Consider the following 26,738-nt stretch of genomic DNA (forward strand, 5'->3'; position numbering starts at 1 on the left):
CGACGAGGGGTACCGGCATTGTAAGAGCCTGTTCACCCTCTCGGCGCAGTTCGCTACGCGGGATGGTGAACAGGTCTAAAGCGAATGTTGAGCGAAGCTCAGCCGCTGACTTCTTCGTAGAGCGCCAGCGCTGCGTGCTGCATGTCGATCAACCGATACCGCTGCAGCGGCGCAATGGGCGGTGCTACGCGCAACAATTCTGCGGCGCGTTCGACCAGGCGCTCTCGATCGCCCGGCGGCACGCGACCGGCCGGATAGAGCTCGGCCAATAGCTCGCCCACGCCCCCGTGCGCATAACCGAGCACCGGGCGGCACAGCGACAGTGCTTCCACCACGGTGCGACCGAACGCTTCGGGCTTGTTGGAAAGCTGCAGTACCAGCGCGGACATGGCGTAGATGTCGCGCACGTCATCGCGCGGCGGCGTCATCGCCACGCGGTCCTGAACACCACGGACTTTGATCAAGTCCTGTAGCTCGCGCACATAGGCTTCCCGGCCCGGCTCGATCACGCCCAGCAGCAACAATCGCGTGTCGATGCCGCGCTGCTTGAGTTCGGCCACCAGTTCGATGGCGTCGTGATGACCCTTAAGGCGCGTGCCACGACCCGGCAAGGTTAGCAGCGGGCCGCCGGCCAGGTTGGGAAATTCGGTGAAAAAAGCCTTCTGCCAGGCTTCGTCCGGGCGATGACCATAGGGAAAGGCGGCCGGATCGATGCCCCGCGGAACAATACGGATGCGCGCGGTATCGAGCTTGCGGTAGTGACTGATGAGGTAATCGCGCACCGTCTGGGAAACCACCACGATGCGCTCACCGCGCAGCATGATGGCGCTGTAGCGGCCCGGCGAGTTCAGCCCGTGCACGGTGGTAACGAAATGCGGCTTGGGCGACAGCCCCTTCAGCGCCCACCAGCCCATCCACGCCGGCAGCCGCGAGCGGACGTGCACGACATCGGGCTTCAATTCGCGAAGAATACGTCGCAGCCGGCCCAGGCGGCCCAAGGTGAACAGCGATTTACGGCCGATATCCAGCGCGATGTGTTCGCTGCCCTCGGCCTGGAGCCGCTCAACCATGCGCCCGCCAGCGGATATCACCACCGAACGGTGCCCGGCCTGCACCAGCGCTTGGCCCACTTCCAGCACTGAACGCTCCGCACCGCCCGCGCGCAGCGCAGGAATGAGCTGCACAACGGTCAGCGTTCTGGCCGGTGTGGCGGCAACGGACATGGTTCCCTCATTCGCGACTCTCATCCGTAAAACCCAAGCAGCAATCGTGCCGCAACGCACGAACCATGCGCTGGCTACAGGGGATGTTCAGTCGCGCAGCACGTAATGCGCGCCGCAGTAAGGACATACAGACTCTCCGCCATCTTCCACGATAGGCAGATAGACCTTCGGATGGGAGTTCCACAGCGCCATGCCAGGCATCGGACACGACAGCGGCAGGTCCGAACGCGTCACTTCGTAACGATTTTCGGCATTTGCCAGGATGGGCGTGACGGCGGCAGAAGAACCCGACATGGGATGATGCTCCGGGGGTAAGACATTGGGACCGCACATGGTAGCAGGCCGGCGCTGCCCTCGGCGGCCTCGATGCGGTCGTCCCAGCGAACGCCGGGATGCAGTGATTTTGCCACTTTCCCACAGCAAGGCCCTGAGGCCCCGGCTTTCGCCAGGGCGACAGGGCCTGCGCGGCTTATTGGCCCGCCTTCGGCACCGATCCTTCGGTGGTGATGCTCAGCTGGATCTCATCGCTCACCTTGGGCACATACGCACCCAGACCGAAATCCGAACGCTTGAGCATGCCGGTGGCGTTGAAGCCGATCGCCGGTTGCCCGGTCATGGGATGCGGCCCAACGTTGTTGAGCGTGGCATCGAGCACCACCTGCTTGGTCACGCCATGCACGGTCAGGTCGCCCGTCACCTTGTAGTGCTTGCCACCCACCGGCTGCACGCTGGTGCTCTTGAAGGTGATGGTGGGGTACTTGTCGGCGTTGAAGAAATCCGGCTGCTTCAGGTGATTGTCCAGCGCCGGCACATGCGTATCGAGCTTGCTCAACGGCATGGTCACGTCCACCGACGCCTTGCTCGGGTCCTTTTCGTCGAACACCAGCGTGCCGTCGGAAATGCCGATGTCGGCGGTCGGATGGGAGAAGCCGAAATGGCTCCAGCTGAACAGCACCATCGTGTGGCCTGGATCGAGCTTGTAGGTCACCGGCGCCGCTTGCACCGACATCGCCGCGCCGAGCATCCCGGCCAGCAACAGGTAGTGAAATTTACGCATGAAAAAGTCTCCTGCCTTTTATCGAAAAGAGATGGAAGAAATCGCTTACGCCTAGCACACAGGATCGCTCGTCAAGCATAGTCCCAACGGCAATCCTCTGAAAAACCTCACGCAATACGGCACGCCTCATCGAACGAAAGCCGCGGGCTGCGCGGGAACAGATCGCGACTGCTGTCGCCGTAGCCGATGTTGATCAAAAAGTTCGATTTCAGGGTGGAGCCTGCAAAAAACGCCTCATCCACACCCGCGTTGTCGAAACCGGACATCGGGCCGCAATCCAGGCCCAGCGCACGTGCGGCGATGATCACGTAGGCACCTTGCAGCGTTGCGTTGCGAAACGCGGTGGCGTCGATATGCGGCTGATTGCCGACGAACCAGCTCCGCGCATCGGCATGCGGAAACAGCTTGGGAAGGTGCTCGTAGAAGGCATGGTCGTTGGCCACGATCGCGGTCACCGGCGCGGCCATCGTCTTGGCGCGATTGCCTTCGGAAAGAAACGGCTTGAGCTTCTCCTTGGCCGCCGCGGATTTCACGAACACCAGCCGCATCGGCGAGGAATTGGCGCTGGTCGGGCCGAACTTCGCAAGATCGTACAAGGCGTGCAGTTGCTCATCGGTCACTTCCTTGGGGAGGAAGGCGTTGTAGGTACGGGCGGTTCGGAACAGCTGATCCAAGGCAGCCTCGGCAAGCTTCTCGCTCATGGGTATCCTCTTGCGTGACGAAAGATGCGCTCCAAGCGGCGCGGCGAACGCTTAAGTGTAAGCGCAAGCCGGATCGACCAGCGGCGAACGAGGTGAAACGTACTGTGCACGATCCGGCGACAATCGACATGGAGCTGCCCCCACGGCTGCGGGGCGAATGCTGGGCCATTACCGATCACGCCGCCGGCAACCAGCGCCAGGCGTTGGCGCTGGCCGAACGGATGGGCATGCCGGTGCGCCACCTGGTGCTATCGCTGCGTGCGCCGTGGTCGTGGTTTTCACCACGCTTGAGCCTGGGGGGGCGTATCGCCCTACCGACTTCGCAACGCACCGCCTTCACGCCGCCGTGGCCTTCCCTGGCCATCGGCTGCGGGCGCACCGCGGCGTTATTCACGCGTATGTTGCGCAGCCTGACCCAAGGCGACTGCCACACCGTACAGATTCTCGATCCACGCATGGATCCCACCCAATGGGATACCGTCATCGCGCCGCGACACGATGGCCTGAACGGTCGCAATGTGCTCACGCCGCTAGGTTCGCTCAATCCCGTGGACGACGCCTGGCTGGCGGATGGCCGCGAAGCCAGCCCGGGACTGGCTTATCTGCCGCGTCCACGCACCGGCGTGCTGCTTGGCGGTCCGCGTACCGGCCTTCGCATCGATGCCGATTACGCGCGGCGATTGATCGAGCCTGTGCTGGCGCGCCGCCGCCGCGAAGGCGGCAGCGTGCTGGTGCTGACCTCGCGCCGCACGCCTGATGCCGTCACGCACCTGATGCGCGCGGCCTTGCACGGTATTCCTGGTTTGTTTTGGAGCGGACCGGACGACGGTAACAACCCTTATCCCGGCGTACTCGGCTGGGCCGACCGGTTGGTGGTGACACCCGATTCGGTGAACATGCTGAGCGAAGCGTGCGCCGTGGGCTGCCCCGTACACACGTTTGTGGTTGGCAACCTGCCCACGAAACTCACGCGCTTTCATCGCAGCTTGCGCGAAGCAGGTTTACTGCATGAGCTGGATGAAGAAACGCCTGCGCTGCAGACGCCTTTACGCGAGACGGCGACGATGGCCCAAGCACTGCGCACGCGCATGCTCACGACCTGACGCCCCTGCAATCCGTAGCGGGAGCGTGTCCGGCTAGAAGTCGAACCCCAGCGCATGCGTTACCGCGCGCACCTCACTGCACAGCGCATCCAACTGGGCATCACGCGGCGCAATGCGCGAACGTAAATCCAGCGTACACAACAACGCCTGCCGCAAAAATTCCGCATGCGCGCGCGTAAAGCAATTCGCCTGCGCGACATCCAGCAAACCGGCATCGCGACATAGCTCGATCAAACCCGCATTGGCCGTGGTCGAGAGCAAGTTCGGTGACTGCGATGCATGCGCCAGTACCAGGCCCTGCAAGGCAAATTCGATATCAAGCAAAGCGCCCTGCCCTTGCTTTAAATCGAGCTGCGTTTCATTGGAACGATCCCGCTCCGTACGCCAGCGTTTGCGCATGCTGCTCACTTCCGCCAACACGGCCGCGCGATCGCGCGGAACACACAGCGTGCGACGCCGCACATCGGCGAGCTCGGCGTTCAACGCCCCATCCCCGGCCACTGGACGCGCGCGCAAGAGCGCTTGGTGTTCCCACGTCCACGCGCGGCTCTCCTGATACGCCAGAAATGCTTCAAGGCTGCCGACGAGCAATCCTTTGGAACCGTCCGGCCGCAAGCGCGTATCCACTTCGTACAAACGACCCGCGCGGGTGAGCACGGTCAACCAGTTCATCACGCGCTGCGTAAGGCGCTGATACCAGCGTGAACCTTCCAGCGGGCGCGGACCGTCGCTCATCTCCTGCGCGCGCCGGCCATCGAACACGAAGACAAGATCGAGATCGGAGGCAAACCCCAGCTCCTCGCCACCCAGGCTGCCGTAGCCAAGGATGGAAAAACCGGCGCCCTCGCCCGGCAGCCTTCCATGCACGGCGATCACTTCACGTTCCGCCAGCGCGGCGACGGCATTGACCACCGACTCGGCCAACGCGGCAAGCCGGCGCGCGGTCGCCACTGCGTCGGCGCGCCCATCGTTGAACGCCAGCCCCAAGCGAAAGGCGATGCTCGATTTGAACTCGTTGATACGCTCCAGCTCGGCCTCGGCCTCGCGCTCGTCGAGCGTTGCCAGCACGCGCGTGATTTCCGCACTGATATCGGCGCGCTTGAGCGGCAGCTGATCGATGCGCGGATCGAGCACATCGTCCAGCAGCAAGGGTTGCGCGATCACACGCTCGGCGAGAAAGGCGCTATCGGCAAACAGTTGAGCAAGGCGCTTGCGTGCCGAAGGTTGCTCTTCCAGCAGGGCAAGATAAGCCGGACGGCGCGCCACCGCCTGCACCAGCCGGCACAGCCGCAGCAAGCATGCCACCGGTGCCGCCGTATCGCGCGCGGCGACCAGCAGTTGTGGCATCAGATGATCCAGTTGCTCACGCGCACGCGCCGACATGGCCCGCAACGATGCGCCCTGCGGCAACTTGAGCAGCGCTTCGGCCGCTTCGGCGCCAGGCACGAAACCCGATGCCTCCAGCACACTCGCTTCGAGCGATTCGTCGCGGGCGCGCTGCCACAAAATCGCATCGGCCGCGGGTACGCTGGACTTGGCACCGCCCTGGGGCATCAGCACCGCCTCAAATTCATTGGCGACGATGTCCCGGTGGCTGGCCAACGTGTCCGCCAGCGGTTCCCATGCGGGATAATCCAGCGCCAGCGCAAGTCGCTCGCGCGTCAATGCATCGTCGGGCAGATCGTGGGTCTGCGCGTCGCGCATCATCTGCACGCGATTTTCCAGCCGGCGCAGGAATACATACGCTTCGCGCAGCGCGCGTGCACGCGCGGTGGGAATATGCCCGCGCGCTTCGCACGCGGTGAGCGCCGGCAGCAACCCGCGCACGCGCAAGCCCGGTTCGCGACCACCGCGTATCAACTGCACCAGCTGCACGATAAACTCGATTTCGCGGATACCCCCCGGGCCGAGCTTGAGATTGTCGGCCAGATCCTTGCGCGCCACTTCGGCATCGATCAGCGCCTTCATTTCCCGCAAGCCCGCGAACGCGGTGTAGTCCAGGTATTTGCGATAGACGAACGGCCGCAGCATTTCCTGCAGCTGCTTGCCTTCATTGCGATCGCCCGCCACGGTACGCGCCTTGATCCACGCATAGCGCTCCCAATCGCGGCCTTCGCGCTGGTAATACTGCTCCATCGCGCTGAACGGCAGCGCCAGTCGTCCCGCATTGCCGAACGGACGCAGGCGCAAATCGACGCGCGCGCAGATACCGTCGGTGGTCGGTTCGTGCAGCAGACGCACGAGCTGGCGGCCGAGACGAACAAAATATTCGCTGTTGTCCAAGGTGCGCGCGCCATCGCTTTCGCCACCTTGCGGATACGCCAGCACCAGATCGATGTCGGAGGAAAAATTCAGCTCGCTGCCGCCGAGCTTGCCGAAGCCGACCACCACCAGACGCTGCAGGCTTCCATCTTCGCCACGCGCGTGACCGTAACGTACCGCCAGACTCCGCTCGGACCACTCCAGCGCAGCGCCGAGTAGCGCCTCGTACAACACGCTGGTCGCCGACAGTGTTTCGGGCAGATCGTCCAGCCCGTTGACGTCGCGAAACACCAGGCGCAGCGCCTCGGCGTGCCGGAAGCGGCGCAATGCCGCCATGCAGACGGTTTCGTCGGCATCCAGCTTCAAGGCGTCGATGCGCGCCGACGCATCGCTGCTCGAGCGCAATCGCTCCAAACCTTGCGGTGACAGCAATTGCGGCTGGCTGCGCCATGTTTCGAATGCGAAATCACTGGCAAGCAAGGTGCTGCGTATGCGCTCGGCCACGCCCGCATCGTCGTGCAGCGGCACACCTGCGGCACGGCAACGGGCCACGAGCTGCGCGTAGCGATCATCGATCAGGGCCCGCAGCGCGGGGGATTCGGAGGGGACGGAGGTAACGGCCATGCGTCATTATGACCGTTTGGGCGACCACGCACGCCTGCAATACCCAGCCAGGGCCTGCGACTACACCTCAACGCGGCGCCAAGGTCCCACCGCCACGGACACACCTGCGTGCGGCGGATGAATCGTTACCCGCTGCCGTACGTGCCCTTCGCGGTCGGTACCGAACACTGTAAGCGCCTGGAAATGCACGTCGACGACATCGCCCGCGGCGCCACCGTGCCGCGTCCAGTCGCGCTCGTTCCATTCGGCCTCGAGCGGCTCGTCCCGATGCTCGACGCGCAGATGAGCGCGCACAGTGCCCGCCACGTGCCGCAGGCCGATCACCTGCGCTTTCACGCCGTCGCCATAACGCGGTGCGAGTTGAATATCCTCGGGTTGAACATGCACGGTCATCTCATGCGCGTCTTCGGTATCAAAACCGTCAAGGGACCATGCCTGGCCCAGCAAATGAAGATGCCGGTCTTGCACCTGACCGGACAGCGCCTGACCGCGCGCGATAAAACGCGATACGAATGGTGTGGCCGGCTGGCGATAAATCTGCTGCGGGGTGCCGATCTGTTCGATGCGTCCGCGGTTCATCACCACCACACGATCCGCCATTTCCAATGCCTCATCCTGATCGTGCGTGACAAACAAGGTCGTAATGCCCAGCGAGCGGTGAAACTCGCGCAACCAGCCGCGCAGGTTCACGCGCACTTGCGCATCGAGCGCGCCGAACGGTTCATCCAGCAGCAGCAAACGCGGCTCGATCGCCAACGCACGCGCCAAGGCCACACGCTGGCGCTGGCCGCCCGAAAGCTGTGCGGGGTAGCGATCGGCCAGAGCATCCAGCTCTACCTTACGCAACAAGGTTTCCACACTTGCCTTGATGACTGCCGCCTTCGGGCGCAAACGCCACGGACGAACGCGCAGGCCGAATGCCACGTTCTGCGCCACCGTCATGTGCGGGAAGAGTGCATAGTGCTGAAACACCAAACCCACGCCGCGACGCCGTGCGTCCAAAGCAAGCAGATCGTGCCCATCGCGTTGCACACTGCCCGCATCGGGCTGATCCAGGCCGGCCAGGATACGCAGCAAACTGGTTTTCCCCGAACCCGAAGGACCGAGCACCGCCACGAACTCACCATCGCCGATAGTGAGGCTGACGTCGTCGAGCGCGACGAACGTACCGAAGCGGCGATACAGGCGGGAAATCTGGATGCCCATGCTGTTAGCAAATCCTCAATGGCGATCGCTCGCACCGCTTTGCCGCCACTCCAGAAAGCGCTTGATGCCAAGCGTGAGGACAGTAAGCGACGCGAGCAGTGAAGCGGCTGCAAAGGCAGCGGTAAAATTTTCTTGGTAGAGCTGATCCACCTGCAACGGCAGCGTGTTGGTGATGCCGCGCAGATGACCGGATACGACATAGACCGCACCGAATTCGCCCATGGCGCGCGCATTGCACAGCAGCACGCCATACAGCAAGGCCCAGCGCACGCGCGGCAGGGTCACGCGGAAAAAGATCTGCCAGCCGTTTGCGCCTAGCGTGAGCGCCGCCTCTTCCTGTTCCGATCCCTGCGCTTGCATCAGTGGAATCAGCTCGCGCGCCACGAACGGTAGCGTGACGAATACCGTGGCGAGCACCAGGCCCGGCAAGGCGAAGATCACCTGCACACCATGCGCCTCCAGCCACGCTCCCAGCCAACCGTCCTTGCCATAGATGAGGATCAGCATCATGCCGGCGACCACCGGCGACACCGAGAACGGCAGATCGATCAGCGCGCTGAGCAAGGCTTTGCCGCGGAACTGAAAATGCGTCATCGACCAGGCGGCGGCCAGGCCAAAAATCAGATTCAGGGGCACGGCGATGGCTGCCACTGTAAGCGTCAAACGCACTGCCGCGAGCGTGTCCGGCTGGCCGATGGCATCGACATAGAACGCCACCCCCTGACTCAAGGCCTGAGCAAAAATCGTGAGCAGCGGCAGGACGAGTAACCCGATCAGCACGCTGATGGCACCACCCACCAACATCAGGCGCGCCACACGCGTCGAACGCGAGGGCCGGCCTATCGATACCACGGCAGCGATGGCGGCCATCAGCGTTGCACCGCCCAGCGATGGGTCCAACGCTGCAACCACGCCATCGTCACCAGCAGCAGCAGCGATGCGGTAAGCATCACCGCACTCAAAGCGGCCGCGCCGCGATAGTCGTACTGCGAATCGATCTTCTGCACGATGAGATACGGCGCGATCTCCGTGCGAAACAGGCGATTGCCGGAGATGAAGACCACTGAGCCGTATTCGCCGATCGCGCGCGCCAATGCCAGCGCATAGCCGGTCAGCAGGGTCGGCAACAACAAGGGCAGCACGACTCGGAAGAAACGCTGCACGGGCGATGCGCCAAGGGTATAGGCTGCCTCTTCCAGATCACCCTCCATGCTTTCCAGCACAGGCTGCAAGGTGCGCACCACGAACGGCAGCCCCACGAATACCATCGCCAGCAACACACCCAGCCGCGTATACGCCACCTCGATACCGAGCGGCACGAGGCGGCTGCCAAGCCAACCGTTCGGCGCATACAGCGCCGTGAGCGAGATACCCGCCACCGCCGTGGGCAGTGCAAACGGCAAATCCACTAGCGCATCGCACACGCGGCGAAACGCGAAGCGATAGCGCACCAGCGCCCATGCCACCAGCAGACCGAGCAACACGTCGATCGTGGCAGCTAACAGCGCCGCGCCGAAACTGAGTCGCAACGATGCCAGCACACGGCGCGTGCCGATCTGCGCCCACCATCCGGACGGGCCCAGTTCACAGGCCGTCCACACCAGCGCGGCCAGCGGCAACAGCACACAACCGCCAAGTACGGCCAGCGTGTAACCGGTGCTCAAGCGAAACCCTGGCAGGACGTGGCGTGACATCGCGCTACTGCACTCCTTCGATCGCGTCGAACACGCCGCCATCGGCGAAATAGGTCGCCTGCACGTTGCGCCAGTCGCCGAATTGTTCGCCGATGGTGAACGTCTTCACCACCGGAAACTGCGCGGCATAGCTGGCCGCGACGGAGGCCACCCGCGGGCGGAAGAAATGCCTGGCCGCTATCGCCTGGCCTTGCGAGCTGTACAGAAACTGTAGATACGCCTGCGCCACCTTCTGCGTACCGTGCTTGGCTACATTCGCATCCACCACGGCTACCGGCGGCTCCGCGACGATGCTTAGCGACGGCACCACGATCTGGTAGTTGTCCTTGCCGAACTCCTGTTGCGTCAACAATGCCTCGCTTTCCCAGGCGATCAGCACATCCCCAAGACCACGTTGCACGAAGGTGTTGGTCGCGCCACGCGAACCGGTATCCAGCACCGGCACATGCTTGTAGAGCGCGGTGACGTAGGCGCGGGCCTTATCTGCACTGCCACCCGGCTGACGCACCGCCCAACCCCATGCAGCGAGAAAATTCCAACGCGCGCCACCGGAAGTCTTTGGATTGGGCGTGATCACCTGCACATCCGGCCGGATCAAATCCGGCCAGTCGCGAATGTGCTTGGGGTTACCCTTGCGCACCAGAAAGACGACGGTGGAAGTGTAGGGCGAGCTGTTGTCCGGCAAGCGCGTCTGCCAATCCTTGGCGAGCAGGCCTTTGTCCGCGAGCACGTCGATATCGTAGGCAAGCGCCAGCGTCACCACGTCGGCCGGCAAGCCGTCGAGCACGGCACGTGCCTGTTTGCCGGAGCCCCCGTTGGACGCGGTGAGCGTCACGTTCTGCCCGGTCTGCTTGAGCCAGTACACCTTGAAGGCCGCATCGACGTCCCGAAAATACTCGCGGGTGGGATCGAAGGACACGTTCAGCAGCGTCGCATCCGACGCTGCCGCGCATCCCACGCCGAACGAAAGCAGCGCCGCCATCAGAACGATCAGGCGTTTCATGCGTGTAGCTCTCCCTTGGGCAGGTTCGCCCAGTCTTGACTATAGGTTTGGATGGCTGGACGTCCGAAAGGGCGGATCGTCCTATCTATATGCACCCATCGCCGGCGCGTGTCGTTCAGATGAAGATTTCCGCACGCAGCTCCACAATGTGCGGATTGATCAACAACCCTTTTCGGTCGCTGAAGGCGCGGATGTAGTTGGCCTGCAGACGCATATGCGAGCCGACGTACCAGTTCGCACCGGCGGTCCAATCGTGTTCCTGGCCGCCCAGCACCGGCCCGTTGTTAAGGTTGAGCTCGCTGTAGCGCACGGCCAATTCCACCGCGCCCCAGGGATGGGAAGGAATCACGTTGCTGACGTTGCCGTCGTGATATTGGCGTGATTCGCCCGTAAGCACCCAGCTTCCAAACACGTAATAGCCGCTGAGGTCATAGTTGGGCTTGGCGACATTGAACGTCGTCTGGGCTCGCAGATATTCGCTCTGCACCGACCAGGGACCGTCGATCCACAAACCCTCCAGACCCAGGCGGTTGATGTGATCGACATCGGTAAGCGTGCCGGAACTGACCAGCGTCACGGTCGTGAGACCGGCTTCCGGCGGCGACTTGAAGCTCGCCGTGGCCGGTTGCTGCACACCCAGCGCATTGACCAGGCCATAAGGGCGCTCCTGTGAAGCGGCCACACCCAGATGCAGCACATTCGCCGCTGCGTGGATCGGTACCCATGCCGCACGCGCCGCAAGCGTGTGGCCGTCATTCTTGCCCGTCAGGTTTTTGCCGTAATAACCAAGGCTGGCCAGCCAGTGCGTACGCAAGATCGCCCAGTCCACGCCCACGCGGCGGTTTTCATAGACCGCCTGGGAAGGAAGCGCCAGTTCGATAAACGTCGTCTGCGTCGAAGTGGTGACGCCTTCGAAGCTCACCGGCGTCTTGCTTTGCCCGAAGCGCAGAGCGCCAACGTCCTGACCGAATACCGCCTGCGATTGCAGCCGGGCGAAGACGTCCTGCCATTGCTTGGACTGGAAGTCGTAATACACGGTGGCGTCGTAGACGCCTGGCTTCTTGATGTAGAAACCCAGGTATTTGCGTCGATTGGTATGCGCATCTGTGAATTTGTTGTCGTCGCTGGAAAAATCGTTCACATCGTACTGATAGCGCAATACCAGGCCGATGTCGGTGCCATCGCTGAATGTTTTATGCGTGGGCCAGTTGTAAAGCCAGTCATCGTCGCCTGCCTTGGCGGTAGTGGGGGCTAGCAAGAGGGGCGAGGCCAACGCAGCTAGCGTCAATACGGCAAAGGCGGGCTTAGTTCGTCGTGGCATGGAAGTCTCCGGCGCCTCGGAGGCAGCGCGTGTGAGAGAAGAATGAAAACCCTGATGGGCCGCCCAAGGCGCCCTGACCCATGCTGCCTGCGCCCTTTTCCTCCGTGGAAAGGAGGGAATGGCATGCAGATATGCCGCCCCATCATTTCTTCGCCAAAAAACGAAGTTCTAACATCCGTTGACTAGATGGACGTCTAAACGTCCAAGGACATACACGATGACCGCCGCCACACTATCGCCCCTGCCCGAAGACAAGCAACCACTGGTTGCCCGTCTGATTGAGGGGCTGGAAGTGCCGGCGCTGCACTGGCTTTCCGGCTATCTGGCAGGCGTCGCTGCCCAGCGACAGGCGACCGGCAAGAATGCGCCGGCCGAGCACGCACCCGCCGTTGACGCGCAGCCGCGCTTGACCGTGCTCTACGGCAGCCAGACCGGCAATGCCAAGCGCCTGGCCGAGGACCTGGGGCGCCGTGCGTCCGCGGCCGGCCTGGCTGCGCGCGTGGTGCGTGCCGATAGCTACCCCACGCGCGAACTCAAGCAGGAGCGCCTGCTCTACATCGTCATCAGCACGCAAGGCGATGGCGAGCCGCCGGATGACTCGCGTGCACTGGTCGAATTCCTCACCGGCGCACGCGCGCCAAAGCTCGATACCCTGCGTTATGCCGTCCTCGGGCTGGGCGATTCCAGCTATCCCAATTTCTGCGCCATCGGCCGGCAACTGGACGAACGCTTCGCCGCGCTTGGTGCGCATCGCCTCTTCAATGCAGGTGAAGCGGACGTCGACCTGGAAACGGTGGCGCATCCGTGGCTGGAGCAGGCACTGCAACAAGCACGCGAGCAATTGAAGATCTCCGCGCCGCTCGCCACCGTGACGCCGCTGCGCACCGCACGCACCACGCCCACATGGCATCGCGAACAGCCGTTCGCTTCGCCGCTGCTGCTCAATCAGCGCATTACCGGGCGCGGCAGCGATCGCGACGTGCGTCATCTGGAACTGTCGCTGGAAGGTTCCGGCCTGCGCTACGCGCCGGGCGACGCTTTGGGCGTATGGCCCACGCAGTCGCCGGTCTTGGTCGAGGCGGTGTTGAACACGCTGCGGCTCGATGGCGAGACCGTGGTACGCGTCGGCGATGACGAACACACGCTGCGGACATGGCTCGCCGAACACCGGGAATTGACGCAGCTCACGCGCCCCTTCTTTGCAGCGCATGCCGAACGTAGCGGCGATACAAGACTCCAGGCACTGCTGCTTCCGGCCGCGCGCGATACCTTGGCCGAACTGTTCTCCAGCTGGCAGGTCGTGGATCTGCTGCGTCGTCACCCGGCCGACTGGTCGGCGCAAACCTTGATCGGCGCACTCCGCCCGCTCGCGCCGCGGCTGTATTCCATCGCCTCCAGCCAATCCGTGGTGGGTGATGAGGTGCATCTCACCGTCAGCCACGTCGATTACACCTTCGAAGGCGAAGCACGCTGGGGCGCGGCCAGCCGTTATCTCTCCCAGCACGTGGACGGCGAGAGCGTACCGATCTTCATCGAAGCCAACGATCGCTTCCGTTTGCCGGGCGATGATCGCGATATCGTGATGATCGGCGCAGGCACCGGTGTCGCGCCTTTCCGCGCGTTCGTGCAAGAGCGGGCCGAACGCGGAGCAAGCGGGCGCAACTGGCTGGTGTTCGGCAATCCGCATTTCCATTCCGACTTCCTCTATCAAGTGGAGTGGCAGCAGGCGTTGAAGAACGGGCAACTGAGCCGCATCGATCTGGCCTTCTCCCGCGATCAAGCCGAAAAGCGGTACGTCCAGCATCGCCTGCTCGAGCAAGGCCGTCGCCTGTACGACTGGCTGGAGAACGGCGCACACCTGTATGTCTGCGGCGATGCCAACCGCATGGCCAAGGACGTGCACAAAGTGTTGATCGCGATCGTTGCCGAGCATGCCGGCTGCGCGGCCGAAGATGCCGAGGCGCGCTTGAACCAGTTGATCCAGCAGGGCCGTTACGCCCGCGACGTTTATTGAGGCCCGCGATGAGCGACAACGCCCTTTCCGATCTGGAACGCATCAAGGCCAACAGCCATTTTCTGCGCGGCACGCTGGCAGAAGGCCTGATCGATCCCGTCACCGGTGCCATCAGCGAAGACGACAACAAGCTGTTGAAATTCCATGGCAGCTATCAGCAGGACGATCGCGATCTGCGCGAGGAGCGCCGCAAGCAGAAGCTCGAACCCGCCTACCAGTTCATGGTGCGCGCGCGGTTGGCTGGCGGCGTGCTGAGCCCCGCAAAGTGGCTGTCGTTCGACCATATCGCACGCACCTGGGGCAGTCAGACACTGCGTATCACCACGCGCCAGACATTCCAATTGCACGGCATCCTCAAGCGCGACCTGAAGCGTTCCATCGCCGCGATGAACGAGGTACTGGTGAGCACCATCGCCGCCTGCGGCGATGTCAACCGCAACGTGGTGGCCAGCGCCAACCCGGTGGCCACGCCAGCGCATCGGCTTGCCTACCGTTGGGCCGAGCGCCTATCGGAACACCTCGTGCCCAAGACACGCGCCTATCACGAGATATGGCTGGACGAGAAACGGGTCGCAGGCGGCGAGGAAGAGAGCGAGCCCCTCTACGGCCCCACGTATCTACCGCGCAAATTCAAGATTGGCGTGGCGGTGCCGCCCACCAATGATGTGGACGTGTTTGCGCAAGATCTGGGTCTGGTCGCCATCATCGAAAACGGCGAATTGCTCGGTTTCAATGTCGCTGTCGGCGGCGGCATGGGCGCCAGCCACGGCGACCCCAGCACGTATCCGCGGCTGGGCAGCGTGATCGGTTTCGTCGAACCTGAGCATCTGCTGCGCACCGCCGAAGGCGTGATCGAACTGCAGCGCGATCATGGCGACCGCCAGGAACGCAAACATGCGCGCCTGAAATACACCATCGACCGGATGGGATTGGACGCATTCAAGACCGAACTCGAACGCCGCCTTGGTTTCCCACTGCAACCATCCCGCGCGTATCGCTTCGACCACAACGGCGACCGCTACGGCTGGACCGAAGGCGATGACGGGCGTTGGCATCTCACTTTGCATATCGAATCGGGCCGCGTTGCCGATCTACCCGGACAACCGCATCTGAGTGGCATGCGTGCGATTGCGCAAGAGCATCAGGGCGATTTTCGCCTCACGTGCAATCAGAATCTGATCATCGCCAATGTGCCGCCGACGCAACGCGCACGCATCGACGAGCTTGTCACCGAATACAAGCTGGATGGCTATCGCAAGCTCAGCGGCATTCGCCGCCATGCGGTGGCCTGCGTCGCATTGCCGACGTGCGGACTGGCGATGGCCGAAAGCGAACGTTATCTGCCGCAGTTGCTGCCCAAGCTGGAAGCCTTGCTTGATCAGCACGGCCTGCGCGATGAGCCGATCCTGCTGCGCCTTTCCGGCTGCCCGAACGGATGCTCGCGTCCTTACCTGGGTGAAATTGCGCTGGTCGGCCGCGCGATCGGCCGTTACGACCTTCGCGTCGGTGCGGATTTCGCCGGCCAGCGGCTCAATCGCACGCTACGTGAAAATATCGATGAAGCCGAAATCCTGGCGGAACTCGGCACACTGTTCGCGCGCTACGCCGCCGAGCGCAACGCACAGGAGCGCTTTGGTGATTTTCTCGTGCGCAGCGACGTGCTGACGGCCGCACGCCACCCGATCGGCGTGGAGGTTTTCGCATGAGCCTGCCTACGCCCGAACAGGCCGCGAACGATGCGCGCGCTCGCGTCACGCTCGACGCGCGCTTGCTCGCGCTGAGTGCGCAAGAACGCATCGACTGGGCGCTGCAGAACCTTCCCGGCGTACACGTGCTTTCATCGAGTTTCGGGGCGCAGTCGGCAGTGTCGCTGCACCTGCTTACGCAACGCGTACCCGGCATTCCGGTGATCGTGATCGACACCGGCTACCTCTTCCCCGAAACCTATCGTTTCATCGATGCGCTGACCGAACGCCTTTCACTCAACTTGCACGTCATTCGCCCGAACCTTTCGCCGGCGTGGCTGCAGGCACGCTTTGGCGAACTGTGGAATCAGGGGCGTGAAGGTCTTGACCACTACAACCGCCTGGCCAAAGTCGAGCCGATGCAGCGCGCGCTCTCCGAGCTTGGTGCGGGCACGTGGTTTGCGGGGTTGCGTCGCCAGCAGTCGCTGAGCCGCGCCGCGTCACCGGTACTGGATTATCGGCAAGGACGCTGGAAGGTGCACCCCATCGTCGACTGGACGGACCGCGACGTTGGCTTGTACCTGCGCCGATTCGACCTGCCCTATCACCCGCTGTGGGACAAGGGTTACGTCTCCATCGGCGACGTGCACACCACGCGCCGCTGGGAGCCCGGCATGCGCGACGAGGACACCCGCTTTTTCGGTATCAAGCGCGAATGCGGTTTGCATCTGGACGTGTAAACAACACCTGTCGTTCGAAAAAACAAAAGCAGCCCCGATCAAGGACACATCATGAAAGCTCTCGCCGCCGAGATTGTCTTGGCCGAACACGATGCGCTGATAGCGCCGCATGGCGGCGTACTGCGCGAGTTGTATCTTCCCGCACCCGAAGCCGAAGCACTGAAGCGGCATAGCGCCTCGCTTCCGCAGTGGACGCTTACGCAACGTCAGTTATGCGATCTGGAGTTATTGCTCAACGGTGGCTTTTCGCCGCTGCAGGGCTTTCTCGGGCGCGCCGATTACGATGGTGTCGTCAACGATATGCGCCTTGCCGACGGCACGTTGTGGCCAATGCCGATCGTGCTGGATGTGGACGAAGCCTTCGCCGCGCGCCTGCCGGATCACGCGCAGATCAGCCTCAACGACACGCAAGGCACGCCGCTGGCAGTGCTTACGGTGGAAGACGTGTACTTTCCCGATCGCATCGCCGAAGCGAAGGCGGTTTTCGGTACCATCGATCGCACCCATCCGGGCGTGGCCGAATTGCTGGATCGCACCGGCTCGGTGTACCTGGGCGGCCGTGTGCAGGGCATCCAGGCCCCGGCGCATTACGACTTCAGCGCGCTGCGCCATAGCCCGCGTGAATTGCGCGACTGGTTTCACCAGCATGGATGGCATCGCATCGTCGCGTTCCAGACGCGCAACCCCATGCATCGCGCGCATCGCGAGCTGACCTTGCGTGCGGCCGAACAAGTGGGCGCAAAACTGTTGATCCAGCCCTCCGTAGGCCGCACCAAACCCGGCGACGTGGATCATTACACGCGTGTGCGCTGCTATCGCGCATTACTCGAACACTATCCGAGCGATCACGCCGCGCTTTCCCTGCTACCGCTGGCGATGCGCATGGGTGGCCCACGTGAAGCACTGTGGCACGCGATCATCCGCAAGAATTACGGCGCGAGTCACTTCATCGTGGGGCGCGATCACGCAGGTCCCGGCAAGGATTCGCAAGGCAAGCCATTCTACGGCCCGTACGACGCACAGCATCTGCTGGCCACGCACAAGGATGAGCTGGGCATCGGCATCGTGCCGTTCCCGGCGATGGTCTATGCCGCCAATCGCGATACCTACGTTCCGCAAACCGAAGTGCAGGCGAACGATGAAGTGCGCGACATTTCGGGCACGGAACTGCGCCGCCGCCTGCACCAGGGTGACACGATCCCGGAGTGGTTCACCTTTCCGGACGTCGTGAAGATTTTGCGCGAGCGGCACCCTGCGCAAGCGCGGCAAGGATTCTCGCTGTTTTTTACCGGGCTTTCAGGGTCCGGCAAATCCACGCTTGCGCAAGCGGTCTTGGCGCGCCTGCTGGAAACCAGCAGCAGGCCTGTCACGGTGCTGGATGGCGATGAAGTGCGGCGCCATCTCTCCAAAGGCTTGGGTTTTTCGCGCGAGGATCGCGACGCCAACATCACCCGCATCGGCTATGTCGCCAGCGAAGTGGTGCGTCACGGCGGCATTGCCATTTGCGCACCTATTGCACCGTATGCCGGCGCACGTGCCGATGCGCGGCAGTTGGTGGAAACACACGGGCGCTTTGTGGAAATCCACGTATCCACGCCGCTGGAGGTGTGCGAGGCGCGCGATCGCAAGGGTCTGTACGCGGCGGCGCGTGCCGGCAAGATCAAGGGCTTTACCGGGATCGACGATCCTTACGAAACGCCGCAATCACCGGAGCTGCGCCTGGATACCAGCACGATGACCGTATCCGAAGCCGCCGACCGCGTCGTCGATTGGCTGCGCCAGGAAGAGCTGGCGTGAAGCCGTTGTCTCCTCCTTGCATGGAGGAGACAACCCATCCATGCATTTGCCGGCGAGAGCCGCCCGCGGCGCACGGCGCACGGTTCGCTGCAGGCTACTATGTTGCGACGGCTGCTTGCGGAAGCGGCAGGCCTTCGTGAGAACGGCGTCGATGATTCGCTTAGGCGGCTCGCGGGGTGACGCGCCGCACTTGGCGCGAGGTGAGCTCGCTCCAGTACGGCGGTGACGGCCAATGCGGCTCGGCGTGACCGGCCACGACACGACGCAGCTCGGCCTCATCGATCTGCGGCGCCACCAATCGCGCGAGCTGTGCCACATAGCTGCGCAGCACATGGTCGCGACGGAGCACCATCCAGCTGGTGCAGATCGGCAGCAAGTTGTCGATGGTCAGCGTGACCAGTTCGCGTGCATCCCCGGGGGTAATCGCCATTTCGGCCAGGATGCCGACGCCCAGACCCGCGAGCACGTAGGTCTTGATGAGATCGGCATCGGCCGATGTGCAGGCGATGCGCGGGGTGAGCTCTAGCGCGGCAAAAGCCCGCCGAAGCGAGGATTCGGCCTGCAGCGAGGATTCGTAGCTGACCAGCGGGTATTCGGCCAGGTCCTCAATTCGCAACGGACGGCCCAGCTTGGCCAGCGGATGCCCATGCGGCACCACCGCCCGCCGATACCAGCGGAACAGCGGCACGGCGATACCCCCTTCGGGTGGCTGGCCGCTGGTGCTGACGATGGCCAGATCCACCTCGCCGCTTTCGAACAGGCTGATGATGCGGCCCTCACCCTGCGGACGGATGTGCACGCCCAGGTCAGGATAGTGCTGCTTCAAGCGCGCGATGGCCTCGGGCAATACGAAGCGTGCCTGGGTGTGGGTGGTGGCGACCGAGAGCTCGCCCTGCGCCTCTTCGCGCAGATTGGCGGCCAGCGCGCGGATGTTGCGCGCCTCATGCAGGATGCTGCGTGCCCGCTCCAGCACCTGTACGCCAGCGGGGGTGATGGCATCGAGGCTCTTGCCACGGCGGGTAAAGACCTGGAAGCCCAGTTCGCCTTCCAGCTGCTTGAGCTGCTTGCTGATGCCCGACTGCGTAGCGTGAACGTTATCGGCGGCGAGGGTGATGTTGAGGCCGGCGTCGGCGATGGCGACGATGTAGCGAAGTTGCGTGAGGGTCATGAGATCGGCTCCAGAATGAATCGTGTGCGGGGGTGCGCTCGACGTTTCGTCGAGCACATACAGCTCACGAACCACCCTGGACGGCGCCTCATCACGATCTCCACACATCACCGGCCCTGCACCGGTCGTCATCCGACCTTAACACAGCGTTATTTGGACGTCTATACATCTATCTGTCTCCAAGTCCGATGCCTTTTCCGTATGCCATACCGCCATATCCTCCGTCCCACCGGCCATTTCCATTGGCGTTTGGCCAGCGCTAGCTTGGACGGCCAAACCCTCTTTGGCGGATACCTTTCATGCAGCTTTACCCGCTTTTCGCTGACCTAAGCGACCGCCCCGTACTGGTGGTGGGCGGCGGCGACGTGGCGGCACGCAAGACCGCCATGCTGTTGCGGGCTGGCGCCAAGGTCACGGTCGGCGCACCCTTGTTGGTGCCGGAGTTGCGCGAATGGGTTCGCCAAGGCCGTATCGCGCACCAGGCGGGTGGCTACCAGCCCGGCTGGCTCGATGGGGTGTGGCTGGTGATCGCGGCCACGCGGTCACGTGCACTCAATGCGCGCATCGCCGCGGAGGGCCATGCACGTCAGCGGTTGGTGAACGTGGTGGACGATCCTGCGCTTTCGAGCTTTCAGGTGCCGGCCTTGATTGATCGTTCACCCTTGCTGGTGGCCATCTCCAGCGGCGGCACTGCACCGGTATTGGCGCGCCGCTTGCGCGAACGCATCGAGAGCCTGCTCGATCCTGCACTCGGTTCGCTGCTGCAACTTGCACAACGCTACCGCACGCGTATTCGCGCGCGTTATGCGGATCTTGCCGCACGTCGTCGTTTTTATGATTGGCTGCACGACGGCCCCGTGCACGCAGCATTGCGCGCATCACGCCCCATTCACGCGCAGCGGCACCTGCAGGCAGCCCTGACTGATGACAGGCAACTACACGCACAGGGATCGGTCGTGCTCGTGGGCGCAGGTCCAGGCGATCCTGGACTGCTTACATTACGTGCCTTGCGCGCACTCAACGAAGCAGATGTCATTCTTCACGATGCATTGATCAGCGATGCCATTCTCGATCTCGCGCGCCGCGATGCCGAGCGTATCGCAGTGGGCAAGCGTGGCGGTGGGCTTCACACGCCACAGCCATCGATTCATGCGCTGCTGCTCGAACATGCGCGCTCGGGACGACGCGTCGTCCGGCTCAAAGGCGGCGATCCCTTCGTATTCGGACGTGGCGGTGAAGAACTGGATTTCTTGCGCGCACACGGCATTGCTTACGAAGTCGTGCCAGGCATTACCGCGGCGCTGGCCTGTGCCGCCTACAGCGGCGTGCCGCTCACGCATCGCGATCATGCGCAATCGGTGCGATTGGTGACAGCGCATTGCCAGCGTTCGTTGACGACGCTGGATTGGGCGGATCTGGCGCGCGAACGTCAAACACTGGCGATCTATATGGGCGTGAGCCAATTGGATGAACTTGCGCATCAACTTATGGCTCATGGCCGTGCTGCCGAGACGCCGTTCGCGCTGATCGAGAACGGCACACTGCCGCAGCAACGCACCCTGACCGGCACGCTTGGCCGATTGGCTGCGCTGAGTGCACAGCACGCGATCAGTGCGCCCGCCCTGCTCATCCTGGGCGAGGTGGCGGCGCACGCCGATGCGTCGCACTGGTATGGCCAATTGCTCGCCACATCGACACTGCAACACCCCACCGCCGTTCCTCACGACCTGGCCGATGCGGCATGACCGCACCATTGTTAGACGGAGATCACCATGAGCCTGCAATTGGGCGAAACCGCCCCTGACTTCACCCTCGATTCCACCGAAGGCACGATCCGGCTGCACGATTACATCGGCGATCAATGGCTGGTGTTTTTCTCGCACCCGAAAGACTTCACGCCCGTGTGCACCACCGAACTGGGCGCCTTCGCACGCCGCAAGGCGGAGTTCGACAAGCGCAGCACGAAACTGCTCGGGCTTTCGGTGGATTCGGTGAGCGATCACAACGCGTGGATCAAGGACGTGGAAGACGTCGGCGGCACGGCGGTCAATTACCCGATCGTTGCCGACCCGAATCTGGAGGTGGCCAAGCTTTATGGCATGTTCCATCCCAAGGCCGATCCGAAGGTAACGGTGCGCTCGGTCTTCATCATCGATCCACAGAAAAAAGTGCGCCTTACGCTGACCTATCCACCGAGCGCCGGGCGCAATGTGGATGAGATCGTGCGGGTGCTCGACTCACTGCAGCTTACCGACGGCCGCAAGCTCACCACCCCCGTGGACTGGCGTCCGGGCGACGACGTGATCATCGCCCCTTCGGTGTCCGATGCCGACGCCCAGAAACTCTTCCCCGAGGGCTGGCGTACGCTCAAACCCTATCTGCGCCTGCTCCGTTATAGCGCCACCCAGCACTGAGCGGATTGGCGCAAGTCCTTGCCGGTACGGTCATAAGAGCCGGGCTGCGGCCTCTGCGCGACCCGCACTGACTCGGTTTGCGTACCGGCAAGGAGGAGGGAGGGCGCGCATCCCAGCTCGCGAGGCCGTCGCGCTATGACGGCCTTTCCTTCGCAATGCTGAAGGGCGCCGCAAGACGGCATGAATCGGGCCTGCCCCGGGCCGGCCGAGTGACAACCGATTCATGTCAACCACGTTACAGTCCGTATCCCCGAAGGGCAGGTTACGGACCGCATGGCTCGGCTTTCCTCTACGTTTTTATCCAAACAGTCCGCCGCGGCCCGGGTCGCGCTGGTGCTGGTCATGATGGCGGCGTTCGTGCTGCTTACCGCCCTGTTGGACGGTAACGACGGCGTGGCCGCATCGCGGCTTTTCCAGCAGCCCGCCTTCCCGCTGGCCAATGCCGTACCCGGCTTGCTGTTCGCTCTGGTGCTGCTGGCACTGACGCGGCGCACCCTGCTTTCCTTTGGCTTGGCGTTTCTGCTTCAGGCGGTGATGTATGGCATCAATGCGCTGAAAGTCGCCAACCTCGGTACACCGCTGCTGCCGGCCGACTTCCGCATGGTGGATCAATTGCGCAAAGGCGGCCTGCACGTGCTGGGCAGCTATCTGCCGCATAGCCCGTGGCCCTACCTGGCCATCCTTGGCGGCATCGCGCTGATCGTGGCGATGTGGCGCTACGAGCCGCCACTGTTTGCCGAACGCACCGGCGGCAAGCGCGCTCTTGCCGGCACGGCGGCCGCTGTCACCCTGGCCACGCTGCTGCTGGGCATGCCAGGTTGGCGTGGGCTCTACAACGGTCACAAGCTTTGGCTGGAACCCTGGTCCGCCGCCGCCACCACCAGCCACTCGGGTCTGGTGAGCTCGTTGGTGATGTTCCATTTGCAGGACCGCCGAACCCAACAGAAGGCCGATCCGGCCGCCGTGGGTGATCTACTGCAAGCCACCAGCAGCGCTGTGCATGCACGCATGCACACGCCCGTGGACCCGAACACGGCACTCCCCGACATCGTGGTGGTGCAAAGCGAATCGTTCTTCGATCCGCGCATCATGCGCGGCTACGAGCACACGAACCTCACGCCCAACCTTACACGCCTGGCTGCCGAAGGCATGAGCGGGCCGCTGCACGTACCCACGTTTGGCGGCGGCACGATCCGCACCGAATTCGAAGTGCTGACCGGACTTTCGCTGCGCTACTTCGGCACCATGCAATTCCCGTATCTGCAGTTGAACGACAAAGTCGTGCCGGGCATGGTGCGTACGTTGCGTGCGCATGGCTACGAAACCATCGCCATTCACGGCAACGATCCGACCTTCTGGAACCGCAATACCGCTTTCAAAGCATTGGGCTTCGATCGCTTCGTGTCGCAATCGGGCTTCCCCGCGAACGCGGCGATGGATGGCAAATACATGGCCGATAGCGCGATGACCGACGAGATCATGGCGCAACTGAAGGACGCCGGCCCACCGCAGTTCCTGTTCGCGATCAGTCTGGAAGCACACGGCCCGTACGACGTGGAACCGAAAGATCCGGCGGCACGCAATGCCGAGCCGGTGCCCACCAATGTCGATGCCAACGACAAGGTGCATGTACAAACCTATCTCTACCATATGCAGCATGCCGATGCGGAGCTTGGACGCCTGGCCGCACTGCTGGCCAAGCGCAGCCGCCCTACCTTGCTGCTGTTCTACGGCGACCATCTACCCGCACTCACCGAGGCGTATCGCGAAACGGGTTTCGTGAATGGTCAGGACATGCTTTCTCAGGCTGGCACGTGGTTGCTGATCGATCCACGCAACCCAGGCAATGCGCAACGCATCGACATGGCGTCATGGATGCTGCCGGGCTTGCTGCTCGAACGCGCGGGCATCCATGACGATGTGTATTTCGCACTGACGCAGGTGCTCGCTCCATCGCTGGCCACGCTCACGCGCGCGCCCGGCGCACCACCACCTTACATCGATGCGCAACAGCGTCAATTCGACAAAGACATGGCCAGCGTTTCGGTACTGCGCATGAAGGGCAAGCTGGACAAGCTACTACCGGCCAGCCTGCTTCCCTCCAACACGGCCGTGGCAACGAATGACGCCGACCATGAGGACGGGCCATCCGCTGCCATGGGCATGCACCACTAAAAAAAGCCCGTTGAAAACAGGCTTTTTATGACGCTAACGCGCTACGGCGTGCCGCTGTCGAAAAGCCATCGACGCCGCCTCGGCCTTCGCAATGCGCTGCGCTGTAACGGGATGGCTGGATAGATAGCGCACCTGCTTGTCTGCGGCCAATTCCGGGTGCACTTTCTCCAGCGCACGCATGGCATCGACGAATGCGGCCGGATCAATGCCGTGCGCCGCCAGTGTCTGGAAGGCAAAGCTATCGGCATCTGCTTCAAAGTCGCGCGAGTAATGGTTGCCGAGCAGGAAGGCGGGGATGGCTGCAGTCATTCCGCCGAGCGAGGTCACGTCACCCGTCAGCATGCCAAACACCACCACCGCGCCCGAGCTGCGCAACACTTCTCGCAGGATGTGATGGTGCGCCTGATGACCTAGCTCGTGTGCCGCCACGGCGAGGAAGGAGCGATCGTCCGGCAGCGCTTTCACCAGGTCGTCGGTGAATACCACCGTGCCATCGGGCAGCGCGAATGCATTGGCACCGACCATAGGCGCGCTGTAGAACACGATGTTGACCGGCGGCAGATCGGGAATGCCGTGTGCAAATTGATCGAATAACGCCTGCAAGTGTTGGCGGCGTTCGGCCGGCAATGTGGTGGTGAGGAATACGCGTCCACGCAACACCGCCAGCGACTGCTGGCCCATCGCCACTTCGAGCCGGTGCGGCAGATGATAGGCAATGCGGTCAGCCGTCCACGGCAACACATATTCGAACAAAGCGATCAGCGCCAGCACCGTTACCACCACGCTTACCCACGCGATCGAACGCATGCGTTCGAGCCGGTCCACAGCTTTTTCGATGCGATGGCTGCGCGCAAACCAGTCTGGCGGCATGTCGTCATGCGCTATCTGCAACTGTGCGCCATCCGGCAGCAGCAACGTGAAAGGCACGCCGATCACGCGAGCACTGGGCATCACGCTCGACAGCGCCGCTTCGCCAGCGACGTCTGCGCCGCGCCACTGCAAGCTGTCATCCACGCGCGAAATGACGACCCGCGTGACACGGGTCGTCATGCCGTCGTGGTAGATGCCCGGCACCGACATTACAGGCCGATATCAAAGCCCAGGAGGCTGTCGATTTCGGTACCCGTAGCGGCCACATCGGCACCGCTGGTGCGTTGCGTGAATTCTTCCAGGCGTCCCTCCCCTGCCACCTGCAGACACGATGCGCGATAGCGTGCGACCTGTATTTTTGCCCACGGTATCGCAAGGCCGATGGTGAAAATGATCGCCAGCACGTTGCCCAGATAGATGTACAACATGGGCCAGAAACGCAATGACGATTCAAACTGATAACGACCCAGCGACGCCTGGTTGTAAAGCGCATTGGTCATGCGCACATGCACGTATGTCCACATGATGAGATAGGTCGGCGCAATGCACAGGTAGGTCGCCAGTAAGACCGGAATGGAATGCTGCCTCGGATCGATATGGCTTTTCACCATCGCATTGAACATCAGGCCCATCAAAATGCCCGATGGAATCATGCAGAGAACGCCGATGCCCAGGGCCGCACCGTAGATGCGGTAGTACGCGCTCGGTTCACGTGTGAAACGGAACGACTTGCCACCGAAGTAATGATGCTCGGCCATCCATTGCTGCTGGTTGCCCTTGAGCCACGGATAGAACAGAAAGAATCCGGCAAGAAACAGAACCATGCCGGTAAATGGATGGCCGCCCTGGGCAAGCAATCCCGACAGCGCCAGCGGAATCGCCATCAGCATATACACCAGCAGATACCATTGGTAAGCGCCACCATAATCGGCAATGAAGCGAAAATGCAGGCCACGCCAGGCCGAATAGCGCGCGCGGAACATCAGGCCTTTGACGATCATCCAAGGCATGAAGACACCAATCACACCCATGGTGACAAGCTGCAGCGTGCGCGAAAAATGGCTGGCCATGATGTAGGTGGCAAACAGCGCCGCCGCGATCAATCTGCCGCGCAAGATGGGAATGGGCCGCGCAAGATATTCGAACGGCGAACCTTCGAACAGCGTGTTGGCATACATGTAACGCCGCGTGCGCACCGACGCCCACGCCGAATAGATGCCCAGCGTGACAATGCTCAAGGCGACATTGACGATCCAGATGCGAAAATAATCGCGTGCGCTGCCGTTGAATTCGAAGCGATGCGCGTCTTCGGCGCGATTGAACACAGTGTCATGGATCTCGGGTAAGTAAATGCCCGAGCCTAAAGTCTCCTCATGCATATCCCTTTCTTCCCCTTTCCTTGTCCTCCCCCCGGAGGTGAGCGGAGTGTAGCGCTGAAATTCGACGCGCCAACACCGTGCGCAAAGACGGAACCGCACACCCGCAAATTCTTGGATCGCCAAACATCCCGCCGATATGCCCTCACCTTGATGCAGCTTAACGGTGGCTGCCGCACAAGACTTAAGTTGATGATTGACCTAATCTTTCCGGATGCACATAAAGACTCCATCATCACTCAAATGGCTGATCAGCAAACAAGCTCGGCTAGCAGGCGAAATTTTGCACAAGCAGGGTTGTCTAG

The 26,738-nt window shown here is 62.6% G+C and carries 21 protein-coding genes; 8 read left to right on the plus strand and 13 right to left on the minus strand.

The annotated features are described in order from the left end of the window. Positions 1–98 precede the first annotated feature (98 nt). From DWU98_RS14590 to DWU98_RS14605, 4 genes are all read right to left on the minus strand, one after another. The gene (locus DWU98_RS14590) at positions 99–1,223 is read right to left on the minus strand and encodes a glycosyltransferase (protein ID WP_115496295.1); all 1,125 of its coding nucleotides are present in this window, start codon (positions 1,221–1,223) and stop codon (positions 99–101) included. A gap of 87 nt (positions 1,224–1,310) precedes the next feature. Next, positions 1,311–1,517, minus strand: coding sequence for a zinc-finger domain-containing protein (locus tag DWU98_RS14595; protein ID WP_115496296.1), 207 nt, complete (start codon positions 1,515–1,517; stop codon positions 1,311–1,313). A 175-nt stretch (positions 1,518–1,692) separates the two neighbouring features. Beyond that, positions 1,693–2,280, minus strand: coding sequence for a YceI family protein (locus DWU98_RS14600; RefSeq protein ID WP_115496297.1), 588 nt, complete (start codon positions 2,278–2,280; stop codon positions 1,693–1,695). Positions 2,281–2,387: 107 nt separating this feature from the next. Next, a complete protein-coding gene (locus DWU98_RS14605; protein ID WP_115496298.1) occupies positions 2,388–2,981 on the minus strand; it encodes a malonic semialdehyde reductase in 594 nt (197 codons plus the stop codon). A 92-nt stretch (positions 2,982–3,073) separates the two neighbouring features. Here DWU98_RS14605 and DWU98_RS14610 point away from each other — a divergent pair, with 92 nt between their 5' ends. After that, positions 3,074–4,084, plus strand: a complete 1,011-nt coding sequence (locus tag DWU98_RS14610; RefSeq protein ID WP_329955405.1) for a mitochondrial fission ELM1 family protein — start codon at positions 3,074–3,076, stop codon at positions 4,082–4,084. A gap of 33 nt (positions 4,085–4,117) precedes the next feature. Here DWU98_RS14610 and glnE read toward each other — a convergent pair whose 3' ends face one another. The 6 genes from glnE to DWU98_RS14640 all read right to left on the minus strand — a co-directional run bounded on the left by glnE (position 4,118) and on the right by DWU98_RS14640 (position 12,194). Next, positions 4,118–6,970, minus strand: coding sequence for a bifunctional [glutamate--ammonia ligase]-adenylyl-L-tyrosine phosphorylase/[glutamate--ammonia-ligase] adenylyltransferase (glnE, locus tag DWU98_RS14615; RefSeq protein ID WP_115496299.1), 2,853 nt, complete (start codon positions 6,968–6,970; stop codon positions 4,118–4,120). Positions 6,971–7,030: 60 nt separating this feature from the next. Continuing rightward, positions 7,031–8,176 (minus strand): sulfate/molybdate ABC transporter ATP-binding protein, encoded by a 1,146-nt coding sequence (locus DWU98_RS22480; protein WP_115496300.1) that lies wholly within the window; start codon positions 8,174–8,176, stop codon positions 7,031–7,033. 15 nt (positions 8,177–8,191) lie between these two features. Continuing rightward, positions 8,192–9,046, minus strand: coding sequence for a sulfate ABC transporter permease subunit CysW (cysW, locus tag DWU98_RS14625; RefSeq protein ID WP_115496301.1), 855 nt, complete (start codon positions 9,044–9,046; stop codon positions 8,192–8,194). Continuing rightward, positions 9,046–9,870 (minus strand): sulfate ABC transporter permease subunit CysT, encoded by an 825-nt coding sequence (cysT, locus tag DWU98_RS14630; protein ID WP_115496302.1) that lies wholly within the window; start codon positions 9,868–9,870, stop codon positions 9,046–9,048. The genes cysW and cysT overlap by 1 nt, the downstream gene beginning before the upstream one ends. Positions 9,871–9,874: 4 nt before the next feature. Beyond that, positions 9,875–10,873, minus strand: coding sequence for a sulfate ABC transporter substrate-binding protein (locus DWU98_RS14635; protein ID WP_115496303.1), 999 nt, complete (start codon positions 10,871–10,873; stop codon positions 9,875–9,877). A 115-nt stretch (positions 10,874–10,988) separates the two neighbouring features. Beyond that, complete coding sequence (locus DWU98_RS14640; protein WP_115496304.1) at positions 10,989–12,194, minus strand: OprO/OprP family phosphate-selective porin; 1,206 nt, start codon at positions 12,192–12,194, stop codon at positions 10,989–10,991. A 217-nt stretch (positions 12,195–12,411) separates the two neighbouring features. Between DWU98_RS14640 and DWU98_RS14645 the strand changes: the two genes are divergently transcribed. From DWU98_RS14645 to DWU98_RS14660, 4 genes are read left to right on the plus strand one after another with little or no spacing between them, the layout of a single operon-like run. Then, entirely contained in the window at positions 12,412–14,208 is a 1,797-nt protein-coding gene (locus tag DWU98_RS14645) for an assimilatory sulfite reductase (NADPH) flavoprotein subunit (protein WP_115496305.1), read from the plus strand. 8 nt (positions 14,209–14,216) lie between these two features. Then, entirely contained in the window at positions 14,217–15,914 is a 1,698-nt protein-coding gene (cysI, locus tag DWU98_RS14650; RefSeq protein ID WP_115496306.1) for an assimilatory sulfite reductase (NADPH) hemoprotein subunit, read from the plus strand. Continuing rightward, positions 15,911–16,633: a phosphoadenylyl-sulfate reductase gene (locus tag DWU98_RS14655; protein WP_115496307.1), complete on the plus strand. Its 723-nt coding sequence runs from the start codon at positions 15,911–15,913 to the stop codon at positions 16,631–16,633. The genes cysI and DWU98_RS14655 overlap by 4 nt, the downstream gene beginning before the upstream one ends. A 51-nt stretch (positions 16,634–16,684) precedes the next feature. After that, a complete protein-coding gene (locus DWU98_RS14660; RefSeq protein ID WP_115496308.1) occupies positions 16,685–18,430 on the plus strand; it encodes a bifunctional sulfate adenylyltransferase/adenylylsulfate kinase in 1,746 nt (581 codons plus the stop codon). Between the two features lie 160 nt (positions 18,431–18,590). On the opposite strand, the gene DWU98_RS14665 is transcribed toward DWU98_RS14660, so the two are convergent. After that, complete coding sequence (locus DWU98_RS14665) at positions 18,591–19,598, minus strand: LysR substrate-binding domain-containing protein (protein WP_115496309.1); 1,008 nt, start codon at positions 19,596–19,598, stop codon at positions 18,591–18,593. A gap of 299 nt (positions 19,599–19,897) precedes the next feature. Between DWU98_RS14665 and cysG the strand changes: the two genes are divergently transcribed. The 3 genes from cysG (at position 19,898) to DWU98_RS14680 (ending at position 24,187) form a co-directional block, all read left to right on the plus strand. Continuing rightward, positions 19,898–21,343, plus strand: coding sequence for a siroheme synthase CysG (gene cysG, locus DWU98_RS14670; protein ID WP_115496310.1), 1,446 nt, complete (start codon positions 19,898–19,900; stop codon positions 21,341–21,343). Between the two features lie 27 nt (positions 21,344–21,370). Then, entirely contained in the window at positions 21,371–22,012 is a 642-nt protein-coding gene (locus DWU98_RS14675; RefSeq protein WP_115496311.1) for a peroxiredoxin, read from the plus strand. 273 nt (positions 22,013–22,285) lie between these two features. Beyond that, positions 22,286–24,187, plus strand: a complete 1,902-nt coding sequence (locus DWU98_RS14680) for an LTA synthase family protein (protein ID WP_115496312.1) — start codon at positions 22,286–22,288, stop codon at positions 24,185–24,187. Between the two features lie 33 nt (positions 24,188–24,220). On the opposite strand, the gene DWU98_RS14685 is transcribed toward DWU98_RS14680, so the two are convergent. Next, positions 24,221–25,267, minus strand: a complete 1,047-nt coding sequence (locus DWU98_RS14685; protein ID WP_115496313.1) for a M48 family metallopeptidase — start codon at positions 25,265–25,267, stop codon at positions 24,221–24,223. After that, positions 25,267–26,436 (minus strand): YjgN family protein, encoded by a 1,170-nt coding sequence (locus DWU98_RS14690; RefSeq protein WP_115496314.1) that lies wholly within the window; start codon positions 26,434–26,436, stop codon positions 25,267–25,269. The genes DWU98_RS14685 and DWU98_RS14690 overlap by 1 nt, the downstream gene beginning before the upstream one ends. Positions 26,437–26,738: the final 302 nt, after the last annotated feature.

This window comes from Dyella monticola (genome assembly GCF_003363155.1).
In the GTDB taxonomy this organism is placed as follows: Bacteria; Pseudomonadota; Gammaproteobacteria; order Xanthomonadales; family Rhodanobacteraceae; genus Dyella_B; species Dyella_B monticola.

What these genes read in the sequence shown, in the direction of transcription:
- DWU98_RS14590 (WP_115496295.1), bottom strand. Translation starts at nt 1,223, where the DNA reads ATGTCCGTTGCCGCCACACCGGCCAGAACGCTGACCGTTGTGCAGCTC.
- DWU98_RS14595 (WP_115496296.1), bottom strand. Translation starts at nt 1,517, where the DNA reads ATGTCGGGTTCTTCTGCCGCCGTCACGCCCATCCTGGCAAATGCCGAA.
- DWU98_RS14600 (WP_115496297.1), bottom strand. Translation starts at nt 2,280, where the DNA reads ATGCGTAAATTTCACTACCTGTTGCTGGCCGGGATGCTCGGCGCGGCG.
- DWU98_RS14605 (WP_115496298.1), bottom strand. Translation starts at nt 2,981, where the DNA reads ATGAGCGAGAAGCTTGCCGAGGCTGCCTTGGATCAGCTGTTCCGAACC.
- glnE (WP_115496299.1), bottom strand. Translation starts at nt 6,970, where the DNA reads ATGGCCGTTACCTCCGTCCCCTCCGAATCCCCCGCGCTGCGGGCCCTG.
- DWU98_RS22480 (WP_115496300.1), bottom strand. Translation starts at nt 8,176, where the DNA reads ATGGGCATCCAGATTTCCCGCCTGTATCGCCGCTTCGGTACGTTCGTC.
- cysW (WP_115496301.1), bottom strand. Translation starts at nt 9,046, where the DNA reads ATGGCCGCCATCGCTGCCGTGGTATCGATAGGCCGGCCCTCGCGTTCG.
- cysT (WP_115496302.1), bottom strand. Translation starts at nt 9,870, where the DNA reads ATGTCACGCCACGTCCTGCCAGGGTTTCGCTTGAGCACCGGTTACACG.
- DWU98_RS14635 (WP_115496303.1), bottom strand. Translation starts at nt 10,873, where the DNA reads ATGAAACGCCTGATCGTTCTGATGGCGGCGCTGCTTTCGTTCGGCGTG.
- DWU98_RS14640 (WP_115496304.1), bottom strand. Translation starts at nt 12,194, where the DNA reads ATGCCACGACGAACTAAGCCCGCCTTTGCCGTATTGACGCTAGCTGCG.
- DWU98_RS14645 (WP_115496305.1), top strand. Translation starts at nt 12,412, where the DNA reads ATGACCGCCGCCACACTATCGCCCCTGCCCGAAGACAAGCAACCACTG.
- cysI (WP_115496306.1), top strand. Translation starts at nt 14,217, where the DNA reads ATGAGCGACAACGCCCTTTCCGATCTGGAACGCATCAAGGCCAACAGC.
- DWU98_RS14655 (WP_115496307.1), top strand. Translation starts at nt 15,911, where the DNA reads ATGAGCCTGCCTACGCCCGAACAGGCCGCGAACGATGCGCGCGCTCGC.
- DWU98_RS14660 (WP_115496308.1), top strand. Translation starts at nt 16,685, where the DNA reads ATGAAAGCTCTCGCCGCCGAGATTGTCTTGGCCGAACACGATGCGCTG.
- DWU98_RS14665 (WP_115496309.1), bottom strand. Translation starts at nt 19,598, where the DNA reads ATGACCCTCACGCAACTTCGCTACATCGTCGCCATCGCCGACGCCGGC.
- cysG (WP_115496310.1), top strand. Translation starts at nt 19,898, where the DNA reads ATGCAGCTTTACCCGCTTTTCGCTGACCTAAGCGACCGCCCCGTACTG.
- DWU98_RS14675 (WP_115496311.1), top strand. Translation starts at nt 21,371, where the DNA reads ATGAGCCTGCAATTGGGCGAAACCGCCCCTGACTTCACCCTCGATTCC.
- DWU98_RS14680 (WP_115496312.1), top strand. Translation starts at nt 22,286, where the DNA reads ATGGCTCGGCTTTCCTCTACGTTTTTATCCAAACAGTCCGCCGCGGCC.
- DWU98_RS14685 (WP_115496313.1), bottom strand. Translation starts at nt 25,267, where the DNA reads ATGTCGGTGCCGGGCATCTACCACGACGGCATGACGACCCGTGTCACG.
- DWU98_RS14690 (WP_115496314.1), bottom strand. Translation starts at nt 26,436, where the DNA reads ATGCATGAGGAGACTTTAGGCTCGGGCATTTACTTACCCGAGATCCAT.